Source organism: Capnocytophaga sp. oral taxon 380 str. F0488 (assembly GCF_000318255.2).
Classification (GTDB): Bacteria; Bacteroidota; Bacteroidia; order Flavobacteriales; family Flavobacteriaceae; genus Capnocytophaga; species Capnocytophaga ochracea.
In genome coordinates this window covers 7,310-23,827 of record NZ_KB291236.1, presented here as the reverse complement: position 1 = coordinate 23,827, position 16,518 = coordinate 7,310, and the positions used below count along the sequence as shown (strand labels likewise).

Below are 16,518 nucleotides of genomic sequence, written 5' to 3'. Positions count from 1 at the left end.
CTAAGATAGAGATAAAAAGAAGGTTATTAGTGGATTTTAACATTGCCAAAGGTTTGAAATTTTGACAATGTTCATACAAACAACGGTGCGAGTGATACGGGCAGATAATGGAACAATGAAAGAGAATAGGTTTTGTGAAGTAATATAAGTGTTGGAATATAGGGAGTGGTTTGTAAATGACTAATATATAATGTGTAACAGAAAAGAGAGAGACTCTATTGCAATAGGAAAATGATGGATTTATTCTTGGAAATAAATTATAGTACCAAGCTATGTGCTTTGCTTTATACATATTAATATAACCCTTCTATTTTATTATTATGCGCTTTATTTATTATTCTAAATAAATTAATAGGCCATTATTAATTAAAAGTTTTATTATTGTAGTTTTTATGCTATGTAGAATTTGTAAAATAAAATATTTTAAATTATTCTTTATGATAGATTTTTGAATGAAATAGAAAATAAAAAGATTGTTTATAGTTATTTTTTCGAAATAATACGAAAATTCAATGCTTTCTGTTTAATTTAAATATATATGTAAATCAGTTTTTTATATCTAAAATCAGTATTTCATAAAATTTATATATAAAAAAACTTTATTAAATATTTGGTCATATCATTTTTTATTTGTTATTTTGCCCCGTCGATTAAAGAAGAATAAAAACTAAATCACAATTAGAACTAAGATACTATTTTAATAATGGATTTTAAACAATTAGAAAAACAATATCGCGATGAATTGTTACAAAACGTGATCCCGTTTTGGTTAGAGAAATCGCAAGACAAAGAATATGGTGGTTATTTTACTTGTCTTGACCGCCAAGGAAATGTATTTGATACCGATAAGTTTATTTGGTTACAAGGGCGTGAAGTATGGCTCTTTGCAATGCTTTATAACCGTGTAGAAAAACGACAAGAATGGTTGGATTGTGCTATACAAGGGGCAGAGTTCCTCAAGAAATACGGACACGACGGAAACCTAAACTGGTATTTTTCATTAGACCGACAAGGTAACCCTCTTGTGGAACCTTATAATATTTTCTCTTATACCTTTGCTACGATGGCTTTCGGTCAGTTGAGCATTGCCACAGGCAATCAAGAATATGCCGATATAGCCAAACGCACTTTTGATATTATCCTTTCTAAACAAGACAATCCTAAGGGGAAATGGAGCAAAGCCTACCCAGGCACTCGTTCGCTTAAAAACTTTGCCTTGCCTATGATTCTCTGTAATTTGGCATTGGAGATAGAACCCTTATTGGACGAGGCTTTCATCGAGAAAACGATGGATACTTGTATTCACGAAGTAATGGACGTATTTTTACGCCCTGAACTCGGTGGCATCGTAGTAGAAAATGTAAATGCTGATGGTTCGCTATCTGATACTTTTGAAGGTCGTCAGCTTACCCCCGGTCACGCCATTGAGGCAATGTGGTTTATAATGGACTTAGGCAAACGTCTCAATCGTCCTGAACTCATCGAAAAGGCGGTGCAAACTACTCTAAAAATGATTGACTACGGTTGGGATAAAGAGTATGGCGGTATCTACTACTTTATGGATAGAAAAGGCTGTCCGCCCCAACAATTAGAATGGGATCAGAAACTGTGGTGGGTACATATAGAAACGCTTATCTCGCTGATAAAAGGATATCAACTCACTGGTAATAAAGAGTGCTTGCAGTGGTTTGAGAAAGTGCATCATTACACTTGGGAACATTTTAAAGACCCTAAACACCGCGAATGGTGGGGGTACCTCAATCGCCAAGGCGAAGTGCTTTTAGACCTCAAAGGCGGTAAATGGAAAGGCTGTTTCCACGTACCACGTGGCTTATATCAAGTGTGGAAAACAATTGCAATGATTAATGGTTAATTGTTAATGGTTAATGATAAAAGACAAATAATGAACAGAAAAACTTTGACAAAGTCTAAGCTACTTTGCCAAAGTTTCCTGCCCGTGCGGCTCGCACCTTTGGCAAAGTCTGCACTATTCCTTTTATCTCTAATAATATTGACGGCTTGTACAGAAACCCAAAAAGAACAACCTATGAAAATTAATATTACAGAACTCGCAACCCAAGGCTTGGAAGGCAATTTGCAGAAAGGCGTTTCGGCTTCTTATGCTGCCCTGCTCAACGGTGAATTATTGGTAGCAGGAGGGTGTAACTTCCCTGATAAATTGGGTTTTGAAGGCGGAAAGAAAGTGTTTTACGATGAAATACTTCACTTCAATAAAACACAAAACCAATGGCAAACAGTGGGCAAACTTCCTGAAGCAGCGGCTTATGGGGTATCGGTAGCGATTCCTGCTGGCTATCTGTGGATAGGAGGACATACGGCTATACACTCTTTAGCCAATTGCTATAAGGTGCAGTACTCAAAAGAAAAAGGCATTACGCTTACTTCTTTCCCTTCTTTGCCTGAACCGCTCGATAACTTTGCAGGTGCGAGCATAGGTAGCAAGGTGTTTGTAGCAGGAGGTAGTGCTTCGGGAAAACCCTCTAACAAAGTGTATTATATCGATACTGCTACTGATAAAGAGTGGCATCGCTTGCCTGATTTCCCCGAAGAGCCCAGTGTACAACCTGTATTAGTAGCGATGGAACAAGAGGGTGATACACACTTATTCTTGTTAGGAGGCTTTTTCGGGGGGGATACTACCCGCGTGCCTGCCCTCTCTACTGCTGTGTGGAGGTATAGTGTGCAACAACAGCAATGGCAAAAAATAGCTACACAAGAAAGTCCTGATAAAGTGCCATTTTCGCTCACAGGAGCTACAGCTTTGGCTATTGATAACCGCTATATCGCTTGTTTTGGAGGTGTAAATGCAACACTTTTCTTAAAAACCATCACCGACCTCTATCATATAGGTCGAGATACTACCCTCACTGATGAGACACGCAAGCAGAAAAACTACGATTATATGTCGTATTATATGACACAGCCTATTGAGTACTATGGTTTCAATAAAGAGTGTTATCTGTTCGATACTCACACGCAACAGTGGTCGGTGCTCGATACACAGACTGATTTCGCTCGAGCAGGTGCTACCTTAGTAGGCTCTCCAGATGAGTTTTACCTCGTGCAAGGAGAACTAAAACCGGGTGTACGTAGTAATAAAACTTTTAAAGTTGTGGTAAAATAGCATATACTTACTTAAAGGGTGAGGCTATGCCTCAGAAATCAATCAAAAAAACAAAATCAAACAAACTTTTGTTAATCTGTTAGATTTCCCGACCGTAGGGAGGCTCTTTAACAAACCAATATAACAATTGATACTATGAAAAACAGTAAAATATACCCTTGGATAGTAGTGGCATTGCTATGGGTGGTGGCACTATTGAATTATTTAGATCGACAAATGCTCTCCACGATGCAGGAGTCGATGAAAATGGACATCAAAGAGCTTGCTGTGGGAGAAAACTTTGGTAGGCTGATGGGAGTGTTCCTTCTTATCTACGGATTGATGAGCCCTGTGGCTGGTATTATTGCCGACCGCGTGAACCGCAAGTGGATGATTGTAGGAAGCCTGTTTGTATGGTCGGCAGTAACTTATGGTATGGGTTATGCGACAACCTTTAATCAGGTGTATTGGCTGCGCGCCTTAATGGGACTCAGTGAGGCGCTTTACTTAGCTACTGCTCTTTCTATGATAGCCGATTACCATACTTCAAAAACACGTTCTTTGGCTATAGGTATTCATATGTCGGGACTCTATGCAGGACAAGCCTTAGGAGGCTTTGGAGCTACTATTGCCTCTAACTATACTTGGCATACTGTGTTTCACTGGTTTGGTATGGTAGGGATAGTGTATGCTTTCTTCTTGGTATTTACTCTCTTTGACATAGAGCGCAAACCACAAGCAACTACACAAGCAACGCCAGCACCGAAAAACTCATTGTTGTCGTCGCTTGCTCTTGTGTTTGGCACTTTCTCTTTCTGGATACTCTTGTTCTACTTTATGGCATCGAGCTTTCCAGGCTGGGGAACTAAGAACTGGTTGCCTACGCTCTTTGCTACTAACTTAAATGTACCAATGGCTACTGCAGGCCCCATAGCAACAATTTCTATCGCTATATCTTCTTTCTTAGGAGTGCTCATAGGAGGTACATTGTCCGACCGCTGGGTACAGACAAATATCAAAGCGCGCATCTACACTAGTACTATTGGTTTAGGACTTACCATTCCTGCCTTGATACTCATAGGCTTTGGAGAGTCGTATGTAGCAATGATAGGGGCAACTTTGCTTTTTGGTATTGGCTACGGAATGTTCGATACCAACAATATGCCTATCTTATGCCAAATTATTCCACAACAGCAACGCGCTACGGCTTATGGCATTATGAATATGGGAGGCGTATTTTCGGGCTATGCTGTTACCTTAATGCTCGGTACTTCTACCGATGCGGGCAACTTAGGAGCTGATTTTAGCAAACTCTCGGTGATTATCTTAATAGCCATTGTACTGATGTTGTTATTCTTAAAACCTAAGAGAGAATTGTGTGGAGAATAATAATCCCCAACTCCTCCCAAGGAGGAGCTAATTGAAATAGAATTATTAATAAACACTCTCCTTATTATTGCTTTTGAGGTTCCCCTTCCCCTTCCTTTTAGGGAGGGGAAGAAAGGAGAGGGAGAGGAATAAATAACTAAATAAAATGACATTTGAAAAAATTAATGGGCTGATAGTAGCGCCCTTTACACCTTTTGACAAGAAAGGAGAAGTAAATTTAGACCCTATTGATAAATATGCAAAACTCTTGCAAAAAAATGGATTGATAGGCGTATTTATCAACGGTTCGTCAGGAGAAGGCTATATGATGACGGTTGAAGAACGTATGAAGATAGCCGAAAAATGGGTATCAGTAGCTCCCAAAGGCTTCAAAGTGATTGTACACTGTGGGGCTACCTGCATAAAAGATAGCCATAGAATGGCACAGCACGCCCAAGAAATTGGAGCTTTCGGTATAGGGGCAATGGCTTCACCTTTCCCCAAAGCGGGTAGGGTAGAGGAGCTGGTGAAATACTGCGAGGAAATAGCTTGTGGAGCGCCTAATCTGCCTTTCTATTTTTACCATATCCCTGTGCTCAATGGGGTGTACCTTCCTATGTTGCCTTTCCTTAAAGCAGCTGATGGACGTATTCCTAACTTAGCGGGTATCAAATACACCTACGAACCACTTTATGAGTACAACCAATGTATGTTGTACAACAATGGTAAATACGATATGCTCTACGGCTTAGACGAGACTATCCTCAATGCTCTTGTAATGGGGGGTGCTCGTGGTGGTATTAGCGGTACTGGTAGTTATATAGGCAAGGTATTGGTAGGTATCATAGATGAATACCACAAGGGCAATATTACCAAAGCTGCTGAGTTGCAAAACTACGCCCAAGACGTGATAAATGTAATTGCTAAATATCGTGGCAACATAGTGTGCGGCAAGCGTATAATGAAGTTGCTTGGTTTAGACTTAGGTATCAACCGTACGCCTTTCCAAAACATTACTGATGAAGAGGAAGCAGTCATTAAGAAAGAATTGGAAAGCATTGATTTCTTTAACAAATGTAACCAAATGTAGTATATATAAAATGTAATTAACCTACCACCCCATTGTATTTATAAAATCAATCAGTAAAAATTTAAAGTAATGAAGCAAAAGTATTTATTTAATGTATTCTTCTTGTTGTTCTTTACCACAATAGGTTGGGCACAAGAGATAATGGTGAAAGGGACGGTTTCTTCTGATGAAATGCCGTTGCCAGGTGCTGCTGTAGTTGTGAAAGGTACCACACACGGTACCCAGACCGACTTTGAAGGGAACTATACCCTCACTGCAAAGGAGGGAGATATTCTTGTATTTAGCTTTGTAGGGTATACTACCCAAGAGAGAAGAGTAACAGGTAATCGCCCTATTAATGTGTCGTTAAAGGAAGAAGCGAATGTATTGGAAGAAGTAGTGCTTACTGCTTATGGAGGTACACAAAAGAAAGCAAAAGTAACGAGTTCTATTGCTTCAGTGAAAACAGAAGTATTATCAACCGGTTCTTTTTCTAACCCTGCTCAAGCTCTTTCAGGAGCAGTGGCCGGACTCAGGGTAGCACAGACTTCAGGAAGTCCAGGAGCAGCTCCTACCTTAGTACTTCGTGGAGGTACTAATCTTGATGGTTCAGGCTCACCCCTTATTATCATAGATGGACAAATCAGAGGGGGATTGAATGACATCAACCCCGATGATATTGAATCAATGGATATATTAAAAGATGCTGGTGCTACTGCTATTTATGGAGCAAGAGCTAGCAATGGGGTAGTATTGGTAACTACTAAAAAAGGTAGATTAGGTGTTTCGTCACTGAATGTAAAATTGAAGCACGGATTTGCTTATATGAATAACCAAGTGGAGTTTCTTAATGCACGTGATTATCTTTATTGGCAACGTACAGCGGTACGTAATAGTGCCCGTGTATGGCAAAATGCTTCAGGTGATTGGAAAGGATTTACTAACGAAGCGAGTTTAAGTGGTGCACAACCTTACGGTACTGGTAATATACACTTCAAAAGTATGACCGATGATACGGTATTAAATCCTAATGAAAGTGCTAATTCATATTGGTCTACTATGTTCTCAGAAAGCCTTTCGCCTTCTCAAAAACAAAAACTTCTTTCAGAAGGATGGCAAACGATGACTGACCCTATTACAGGTAAAGAGCTTATTTTCTATGATTTTGATTTCAAAAAGGCAGCTTTCCGTCCTTTTGCTCTTACTAGAGACTATTCGTTATCAATGACAGGAGGTAATGACAAAGGAAAATATTATGCTGGTTTGGGCTATTATAACCAAGAAGGTTTGCCTATCAAGAGTTGGTATAAGCGACTCACTGGTACTTTGAACGCTGAGTATAAGTTAAAACCTTGGCTTACTTCTACCAGCAACTTCTCAATAGCCTATGCTACTTGGTATAAAAATGTGAATACTTCTGCAGATGATGCCTATTTTGGACGTATGCTTTCAGCTCCCCCTACTCAAAAAGAAAAAGTAAATGGGCAGATAGTAATGGGACGTGGAGGAGGTGACGGTAACCCACGTTTTTATGAAAATATATTTCTCCGTGATAATAATACCAATAAAATTAATTTTGGACAAAGTCTTAGAGCTGATTTGTACAAAGGACTTTCATTAACAGTGAGTGGACAAGTGATGTTTGATGAAGAATATTATGAAAGTTTTAATAAAGACCACCAAACCTCACCAGGTAAAGCAGCTAACAACTGGAGTAGAACTAGAAGTACTTCAGCCAGCTTTGGAAGAACTATACGCCAAACTTATAATAGTATCTTAAACTACAAGTTTGACATAAAATCTCATCACTTTGATGCTATGGCAGGTTATGAGTACTACGACAGCTATACACGCGGGCTTAGTGCTTCAGGCTCAGAAGCACCTACTGATGAATTCCAAGACTTAGGTTTGACTTCTAATAAAGAAGGTAAACGTGGGATAGATTCATATCATTATGGCAATAGAATCAAATCATATTTTGGACGTTTAAACTATGATTATGCTGATAAATATTTGTTTTCATTTACTATTCGCCGTGATGGATATTCTCGATTGATTAATAATCGTTGGGGTAACTTCCCAGCAGCTTCTCTGGGTTGGATTATCACCCGTGAAGAGTTTATCCCTGACAATATAAAACGAGTACTTTCGTTTGCAAAACTCAGAACCAGTTTTGGTTTGAATGGTAATGTGCCAGATAAATTTATAGGTGATTATACCTTACAAGGTTCTTATGGCACTAATAAGTACAATGGGGCAGTAGGCTATGTCATAGGTACTTTTCCTAATAAAGGACTTCGTTGGGAGAAAACGCGTACCTTTGAAGTTGGATTAGATTTAGGTTTTATCCAAAACCGTATCAATGCTAATTTTACATTGTACGATCGTTTGACAAGTGATAAGATACAGTCAATGACACTTCCACACTCATCAGGAGCTTCTGCTATCAATACTAATAATGGGTCTTTCAGAAACAGAGGAGTAGAGATAGAAACCAACTTCCGAATTATTGATAAGAATGATTTGCATTGGAGTTTAGCAGTAAATGCTGCTTATAACAAAAATACAGTAGTAAAACTGCCTTATAACGGTTACCCTAATAACAGGCAAGATGCTATTGAGGTCTATAATCCTACCACAGGTGAAAAAGAATGGGTAGGAGGTTATCAAGAAGGACAAGAGCCTGGTGATATGTATGCTCACGAAGCGTTAGGTATATACCAAAATGAAGAACAAGTAAGACGCTTGGCTGATAATTTGGTTGATGAAACCGGATCTAAAAAACTATACGGACCTGCCGCTTGGGCAAGACTAAGCGATGCTGAAAAAGAAAAAGGACTTCCTATCCAGCCTGGAGATGTAATTTGGAGAGATGTGAATGGAGATGGTAAAATTGATAATTATGATTTAGTGAAAGCTGGTAATATTTACCCTAAATGGACAGGAGGTATCAATACTACCTTAAGTTATAAAAATATCCGATTCTCTGCCCGTATGGACTATGCGCTCAACTTCAAACAGCGAATCTCAATAGGCAACTCATTGCCTTGGTACTTAGGTAATATGCAAGGTACTTTTAACACTGTTAAACAGGTAAATGATACTTGGACTCCGGATAATCCTACTGCTAAATATCCTAAATATTATTGGGCTGACCAGCTTGGTAAACGTAATTACTACCGTAGTTCAACAATGTTTATTTATGAAGGAAGTTACTTAGCCTTCCGTGAGATAGCTCTTAGCTATAATTTCCAAAAAGATATAGTTAGTAAAATGGGACTTGATAATTTAGAACTATCTTTGATAGGTCAGAACTTAGGTTACCTTACTAAAGCTGAAACTTATTCTCCTGAGGCTTTAGGGCAATCAAATTCAGGCTATCCATTGCCAAGGACTATTATCTTAGGATTGAATTTAACCTTTTAAAAAATGCAACATATGAAAGTTTTAAAATATACAACAATTATCGCAGGGCTATTGCTTACAGTCTCTTGTAATGATTTAGACCTTGTTCCAAAGGACTATAATGGTAGTGGTAACTTCTGGAAAAATGAAGCTCAAGTAGTAGGAGCTATCGAGGGAGTGCATAACCAATTTAGAAGCAATGATTTTAACTATTGGATAATGGGTGAAGCACGTGGAGGTACTATGGTGCCCGGTGGTACGTCATCATTAGAGCAGAATATATATTATTCCGATATAAAAATACAGAACTTTTCTGCTCAAAATCCTAACAATAGTTCTTGGTTTGACTTTTATGGAAAGATTTTTAATATTAACAATGCTATTAAAAATATTCTAGAAGCCAATTATTTAACTGAAACCAATAAGAATTATTATTTAGGGCAAATGTACGGAATGCGTGCGTGGTACTATTTTTGGCTTTACAGAACCTATGGGGGTGTACCCATTAAAACTGGAACGGAAATATTAGACAAGACGCCTAGTAGTGGTAAAGAATTATTTACGCCTCGCAGTACTCCAAAAGCTACTTTAGATTTCATAAAAACCGATATTAATAACTCTGAAAAATATTTTACAGATTCTAACAGAGTGAATAATTTTGATAGAATACATTGGTCATATTATGCTACCTTGATGCTCAAAGCCGAGATTTATCTTTGGTCAGCCAAAGTCACTACCGGTGACCAAGTTCCTTCTGCATCTGATTTAGACACTGCAAAAGAAGCATTAGACAAGGTAGCTAGTTCAGGTAAATTTAGCCTTTTGCCTAACTATGCTGATGTATTTGCTTACAATAAAAAGCAAAATAATGAGATTATATTTGCAATGGCTTTTTTAGAAAATGAAGCAAGTACTCCGTTCAACTCATTTATGTATTACCCGCCCAATTTTATCAATAAATACGATGAAACTGGGAAAGCTTTTCCTAATAACGACCCCTTAAAGATTCAGTCAGGGTTCTTATTCAATGAGTATAAATTTGAATTGTTTCAGGCTTTTGATGCTACTGATACCCGTAGAGCTACTACATTCCTATCGTTCTACTCTAATGCAGCTAAAACACAAGGGAGAGGGATAGCTCTCATCAAATATATAGGCTTTATAAACACAGCGAACACTCGTGTTTTCTCTGATGATATACCTGTATACCGTTATGCCGATGTACTGTTGATGTATGCTGAGATAGCTAATAAGCAAGGCTCTGACCCCTCTACTTATATCAACCAAATTAGACAGAGGGCTTATGGTTCAAATTATACTTCAGCTAATGCGTATACACATACTAACTTTGCTGATGGTGAGTTAGCTATCTTGAGAGAACGTGATAAAGAGTTTGTAGCCGAATCTAAACGCTGGTTTGATGTTCGCCGTCTACAAGATGCCTCTGGTAAACCTCTTGTATTTTCAAAAGAGGCAAGTTATGGTACAGTGGCAGGCAATGTAGAGCCTATACTGAATCAAAATACAGAAGCGCATAAGCTACTTTGGCCTATCAATTCTGATATTATCAGCAGAGATACACTCGTTACTCAAACACCTGGTTACAAATAAAGATAAAGATTTTTAGCTTTATTGAAGATGAAAACGGGGTTCCTTGTAAAAGGGGCTCTGTTTTCTGTTTTACATATTTCTTTCTTCAAAAAAAGTACCTCTGCATTCAATTGTTGAATGCAGAGGTACTGTCTATTTGCAGACTCTATATTAGAGTATATAGAGTGGTTCACTATTTTAGCTTCAATTCTTCTACTATCTTTTGGATTTTGCTATCCAAAACCTTTTGAGTTGCTTCAAAAGCGTCTACACTGCTCAAAGATGTATTTACACTGAAATAAAACTTAATCTTAGGCTCTGTACCGCTGGGGCGTGCTGCTACGCGGGTACCCTTATCGGTGTGGTAGATGAGCACATTCGATTTAGGAACGTCTATATCTTCTACTTTACCAGTAAGTGGGTGGAATGCCTTAGACGATTGGTAATCGCAAATTAGCGTTACTTTTTCTCCGTTAATTTCCTTCAACGGATTTTCGCGCAAGTCTTTCATCATCTTAGCAATCTCTTCTGAGCCCGAAATACCTTTTTTCACTAAGGAAATGAGGTACTCTTTGTAGAATCCGTATTTGGTATAAGCGTGTAGCAATTCTTTGTAGAAGGAACTGCCTTTAGCTTTAGCAAATGCAGCAATCTCACAAGCCAATAGGGTCGCAGTTACGGCATCTTTATCGCGTACGAAATCACCAACCATATAACCGAAGCTTTCCTCTCCACCGCCTATGAAAGTAAGCTTAGGGGAGTCTTTTATCATCTTGGCAATCCATTTAAAGCCCGTGAGTCCTTCTTTGTATTGCACTTTGTAAGCATTAGCAATTGCGTGAACCATAGGAGTCGAAACAATAGTAGAAGCTACAAACTCATTGCCTTTAAAGCCTTTTTTGCTTTGTTGTGCCAAGAGAAAGTCGGTCATCATTACCATTGTTTGGTTACCGTTAAGTAGCACCATTTTGCCGTGAAGGTCGCGAACGGCTATACCTATACGGTCGCAATCGGGGTCGGTACCTATTACGATATCAGCTCCTATTGCGTCTGCTTTTTTGAGTGCTAACGTAAGAGCTTCGGGCTCTTCGGGGTTAGGTGATTTTACAGTTGGGAAGTTACCATCAGGTACAGCTTGTTCCTCTACAATGTGTACATTGGTAAAGCCTGCGCGTTTGAGCACATCGGGAACCATAGTGATAGACGTTCCGTGCAAAGAAGTAAATACAATTTTTAGCTTGTCTTTCTCAGGAGCATTGAAGTCTCCGTGTTTGATAGATGCTTCGGCAAAAGCATTGTCAAGTTCTTTGTCGATGTAGTGAATAAGACTCTCATCGGCGTTGAATTTGATGTCTTTGAAGTCAAGAGCTTCAATAGCTTTCATAATATCACCGTCTTCGGGTGGTACAGTTTGTCCACCGTCTTGCCAATACACTTTATAACCGTTGTATTCTGGTGGGTTGTGAGAAGCAGTAAGCACGATACCCGCTTGGCAGCCTAAGTAACGTACTGTAAACGAAAGCTCTGGGGTAGGGCGGAGGTCAGAAAAGAGGAATACTTTTATGCCATTAGCTGCAAACACATCGGCTACTATTTTGGCAAACTTCTTAGAGTTGTTGCGACAGTCGTGAGCGATAGCCACTTTAATCTCTTGGTTAGGGAAGCATTTTTTGAGGTAGTTGCTCAATCCTTGGGTGTTTTTGCCTAACGTGTATTTGTTGATTCGGTTAGTACCAATTCCCATAATGCCACGCATACCACCAGTACCGAACTCTAAGTTCTTGTGAAAGGCTTCGTTGAGCTCATCGGGATTTCCGTCGATGAGGGCTTGAACCTTGTTGCGGGTTTCTGCATCAAAAGTGTCAGAAAGCCACATTTTTGCTGTTTCAATACTTTTCATAAAATTAATTTTATATAGAGGCTGACTCTTGTTATATATTTTATCAGCGTTGTTTTTCGTTAGCAAAGGTACGAATAATTTTTTAATTAGCAAATATGTCAGTTAGCAAATTCACTAATTTGCAATTTTTTCAATTGATGCCACCATTCGTATAACATAAACTCTAATTGCTTGTTGTCTTTTCGCTCTACAAGCCGGTGTGCTTCGGGTTTTTCCATTACATAGAAAGCCAAGGTGCCTATTTCTTCTTCTGTTAGGTGATGTTCATTTTTGAGGTAGTTGCCCATCTCATTTACGATGTAATGTGCCACCCTTAGGTTCTTTTCATTGATAACTTGTTGTTTGATAATCTTTGCCTTTCCGTTTAGGTGGTTGATAATTGCATTGAAGTTAAAACTCACATTTCCTACTAGTAATTTGTAGAGGGAGAATTTGTCTATTTGAAGAATATCTGTATTAGCGTACTTCCGTTTCTCTTCCCAAGTGCGTTCTTTTGGAGTGTGTTGTAAAATACCCAAACTCTGAGCAGTAATCTTAGGCTTTTCAGTAACACTCACTTCTTCTAATGCAATAGTAATATCAGTCATTTTCAAAACAACCAATCGCTGTAAATCCACTTGTGTAAGGCTGTGGTAAAGTGTTTTCTTGCCTACATACGTAGCTTTTAAGCTCTGTCCTTTGGTAGCGTCTATCGAAAAAGACCCCTCAGCATCGGTAGTAGTATAGTGCTGGTTGTCTATGTTTTGAATATGCACCCCTTCCAAAGGCGCATTGTTGTAGAATATCTTTCCTCTGATACGCGTCATTTCTTGCCCCCTCATCAAAAGCGGACTCATCAGCAATAATATGAAAAACCATAATCTCATTACTAAATTAATTGCCTGTCTGGCTCACACTGCCTGTGCGACTCACACTGCCTGTGCGGCTCGCACCTCGCACCTCTAAATCAATTTCATCTTCTTTGCTTTCTCCATCATAAAGGCTTTGGCAGCCTCGTATTCATTAGGAATTTTCCCCTCTAAAATCGCTTCTTTTATCGCTTCTTTTAGCATTCCTACCGGTTGTGAAGGAGGTAAGTTGAACGTCTGCATTATCTCTTCACCGCTTACCGGAGGTTGGAAATTGCGAATGTGGTCTTTCTCTTCTACTTCCACTACCTTTTGGCGTACTATTTGGAAATTGTCGTGATATTTTTTGAATTTCTTAGGGTTTTTAGTAGTAATATCAGCTTCGCAGAGGGTCATTAGGTCTTCAAACTCCTCTCCAGCATCAAATACCAAACGGCGTACAGCCGAATCAGTAACAATATCATCAGCGATGATAATAGGGCGCGAACTCATCTTTACGATTTTCTGCACGTATTTCATCTTGTCGTTCAGAGGCATTCTCAAACGTTTGAAGAGGTGATATACCATCTTGCTCCCCACAAACTCGTGTCCGTGAAATGTCCAACCTATCTTCTTGTCGAAGCGTTTGGTAGGTGCTTTGCCAATGTCGTGTAAGAGCGCTGCCCAGCGTAACCAGAGGTTATCGGTGTTTTCTGATATATTATCCACCACTTCTAAGGTATGCCAAAAGTTATCTTTATGGCGTTGTCCGTCGTGTTCCTCCACCCCTTGCAAGGCGATGAGTTCTGGGAGGATATAGTGCAACAAGCCCGTTTCGTACAGCAATTTCAGTCCAATAGAAGGTTTAGGCGAAGCGAGTATCTTGTTCAGTTCCTCTACAATACGCTCGCTCGAGATGATTTTTAGCCGTTCCTTATTATCAGTAATAGCTTTTAGCGACTGCTTTTCAATCTTAAAATTCAATTGGGTAGCAAACCTGATAGCACGCATCATACGCAAAGGGTCGTCTGAATAAGTAATATCAGGGTCTAAGGGGGTACGAATGAGCTTTCGTTTTAAGTCGCCTAAGCCGTCAAAAGGGTCTATAAGCTCGCCAAAAGTATCTCTGTTCAGAGAGAAAGCCATTGCGTTGATAGTGAAATCCCTACGATTTTGGTCGTCTTGTAGCGTGCCACTCTCTACATAAGGCTTGCGTGAGTTTGCCTCATAGCTTTCACGGCGTGCCCCTACAAACTCAATATCTAAGCCATCGGCTTTAATCATTGCTGTACCAAAGTTTTTAAATATCGATACTTTAGGAGCATTAGGCAATCGCTCAGCTACTTTTTCAGCCAACGAAATACCACTACCGATTGATACTACATCGATGTCTTTGGGAAGTTTTTTCTCTAATAAATAATCGCGTACAAAGCCCCCAATCACGTAACTTTCAACCGATATCTCAGCCGAAATATCGCTTATGAGTTTAAAAATAGGATTAGAAAGCGCTTCAGTATAGTTCATTAAAATTCGTTAATTGTTTTGCGAATGGCAACCAAACGCGTTAAAAGACCTTCAAGGAGGTCGAGATGTAGCATATTTGCCCCATCACTTTTAGCGTTAGCAGGGTCAAAATGGGTTTCGATAAAAAGTCCATCAGCATTGTTCACAATAGCAGCGCGGGCAATGGTTTCAATCATATCTGGGCGACCGCCTGTTACCCCATTACTTTGGTTAGGCTGTTGTAGCGAGTGCGTAACGTCCATTACTACGGGAGCAAACTTGCGCATCGTCGGAATTCCGCGAAAATCTACTATCAAGTCTTGATAACCGAACATCGTGCCACGGTCAGTTATCAACGCTTTTTCATTGCCACTATCAAATACTTTTTGCACGGCAAATTGCATACTCTCAGGACTCATAAACTGACCTTTTTTCAGGTTCACTACCTTGCCCGTTTCGGCTGCTGCCACCACCAAATCAGTCTGGCGCACCAAGAAAGCTGGTATTTGCAGTACATCTACATATTCGGCAGCCATCGCCGCATCGCTCACCTGATGAATATCAGTAACAGTAGGAATATTAAAGGTTTGCCCTACTTTTTGGAGTATTTTTAGTGCCTTTTCATCGCCTATGCCCGTAAACGAATCTACGCGACTCCTATTGGCTTTCTTAAAACTCCCTTTAAAAATGTAGGATATATTCAGTTTATGGGTGATATTCACTATATGTTCAGCAATTTTCATCGCCATATCTTCCCCTTCTATAGCACAAGGTCCCGCTAAGAGAAAGAAATTATCTTCTTTGTTTATCATTTTGTTTAATTGTTAGTTATAATTCTTTGAAGTTAGTAGCTTTTTCGTAATTTTTTATTTATCGATGAGGTTCGTACTGTCATTTGTCATTCATCATTGACCAAATAACATCGCCCTAATATTAGTAGTAAACAAGTTTACTGCAATCGCTAAAAGTATAACTCCAAAAAGATTGTGAATTACGGTAATGCCCTGTTTGCCTAAAAACTTCTCTATTTTCTCCGAAGATTTAAGCACTACATACACAATAATCATATTAATGAGGATTGCCACTATAATATTCTCTACATAAAACTTTGCCCTGAGGGAGAGTACAGTAGTGAGAGCCCCTGCTCCTGCCACCATAGGGAAAGCCAAAGGGACAATAGAGGCAGTCTCAGGCGTAGTACCTTTGTAGAGGGTGATACCTAAAATCATCTCTAAGGCGAGAAAAAAGAGAATAAATGCCCCAGCTACAGCAAATGCCTCAACCGTTACTCCAAACAAATTGAGTAATTGCTTGCCTATAAATAAAAACAGAACAAGCAAAATACCGGCTACAATAGCTGTTTTCTCAGATTGTATACGTCCTGCTTTTTTGCGCAGATTAATAATGATAGGTACACTCCCGATAATATCAACTACCGCAAAGAGCACCATAGTAGCAGAGATAATCTCCTTTACATCGAAATTCATAATCTAAAAAATTTGTGCAAAAGTACTAAAATAATTGCGAACGATGAAAAAAAAATCTCTCAATTTGTTAATTAATTGATTTACTAATATTTCAATATAACTAAAAGCTTTATTTCACCTATATCATAATACGATAAAAACGCTTTTTTACAATTATCATAGCCTCATCTTTCCTTCATCATTTGTTCGTCATTTGTTCATTTGCCCGTGTGGCTCGCACCGTCATTTGTTCGTCATTTGTTCGT

Annotated in this window: 11 protein-coding genes; 6 read left to right on the top strand and 5 right to left on the bottom strand. The window is 39.1% G+C overall.

Annotated elements, in window-relative coordinates; all coding sequences use genetic code 11:
- Positions 1-703: 703 nt before the first annotated feature.
- The 6 genes from HMPREF9078_RS10020 to HMPREF9078_RS09995 all read left to right on the top strand — a co-directional run bounded on the left by HMPREF9078_RS10020 (position 704) and on the right by HMPREF9078_RS09995 (position 10,577).
- Complete coding sequence (locus HMPREF9078_RS10020; protein ID WP_009420570.1) at positions 704-1,873, top strand: AGE family epimerase/isomerase; 1,170 nt, start codon at positions 704-706, stop codon at positions 1,871-1,873.
- A gap of 6 nt (positions 1,874-1,879) precedes the next feature.
- Complete coding sequence (locus HMPREF9078_RS10015) at positions 1,880-3,145, top strand: cyclically-permuted mutarotase family protein (protein ID WP_009420569.1); 1,266 nt, start codon at positions 1,880-1,882, stop codon at positions 3,143-3,145.
- Positions 3,146-3,280: 135 nt separating this feature from the next.
- Entirely contained in the window at positions 3,281-4,513 is a 1,233-nt protein-coding gene (locus HMPREF9078_RS10010) for an MFS transporter (RefSeq protein WP_009420568.1), read from the top strand.
- Positions 4,514-4,658: 145 nt separating this feature from the next.
- Positions 4,659-5,582: a dihydrodipicolinate synthase family protein gene (locus tag HMPREF9078_RS10005; protein WP_009420567.1), complete on the top strand. Its 924-nt coding sequence runs from the start codon at positions 4,659-4,661 to the stop codon at positions 5,580-5,582.
- A 69-nt stretch (positions 5,583-5,651) separates the two neighbouring features.
- Positions 5,652-8,987 (top strand): TonB-dependent receptor, encoded by a 3,336-nt coding sequence (locus tag HMPREF9078_RS10000; protein ID WP_009420566.1) that lies wholly within the window; start codon positions 5,652-5,654, stop codon positions 8,985-8,987.
- A gap of 12 nt (positions 8,988-8,999) precedes the next feature.
- On the top strand, positions 9,000-10,577 hold the full coding sequence (locus HMPREF9078_RS09995) for a RagB/SusD family nutrient uptake outer membrane protein (RefSeq protein WP_034543519.1): 1,578 nt from the start codon (positions 9,000-9,002) through the stop codon (positions 10,575-10,577).
- Positions 10,578-10,749: 172 nt separating this feature from the next.
- Here the strand turns inward: HMPREF9078_RS09995 and HMPREF9078_RS09990 are convergent, their stop codons facing one another.
- From HMPREF9078_RS09990 to HMPREF9078_RS09970, 5 genes are all read right to left on the bottom strand, one after another.
- Complete coding sequence (locus tag HMPREF9078_RS09990) at positions 10,750-12,456, bottom strand: phospho-sugar mutase (protein WP_034543521.1); 1,707 nt, start codon at positions 12,454-12,456, stop codon at positions 10,750-10,752.
- A gap of 98 nt (positions 12,457-12,554) precedes the next feature.
- Positions 12,555-13,322, bottom strand: coding sequence for a carboxypeptidase-like regulatory domain-containing protein (locus HMPREF9078_RS09985; protein WP_009422156.1), 768 nt, complete (start codon positions 13,320-13,322; stop codon positions 12,555-12,557).
- Between the two features lie 75 nt (positions 13,323-13,397).
- Positions 13,398-14,807 (bottom strand): CCA tRNA nucleotidyltransferase, encoded by a 1,410-nt coding sequence (locus HMPREF9078_RS09980; protein WP_009420561.1) that lies wholly within the window; start codon positions 14,805-14,807, stop codon positions 13,398-13,400.
- Positions 14,807-15,598, bottom strand: coding sequence for a 3-deoxy-8-phosphooctulonate synthase (kdsA, locus tag HMPREF9078_RS09975; protein ID WP_009420560.1), 792 nt, complete (start codon positions 15,596-15,598; stop codon positions 14,807-14,809). The genes HMPREF9078_RS09980 and kdsA overlap by 1 nt, the downstream gene beginning before the upstream one ends.
- A 93-nt stretch (positions 15,599-15,691) precedes the next feature.
- The gene (locus HMPREF9078_RS09970) at positions 15,692-16,273 is read right to left on the bottom strand and encodes a MarC family protein (protein WP_009420559.1); all 582 of its coding nucleotides are present in this window, start codon (positions 16,271-16,273) and stop codon (positions 15,692-15,694) included.
- Positions 16,274-16,518: the final 245 nt, after the last annotated feature.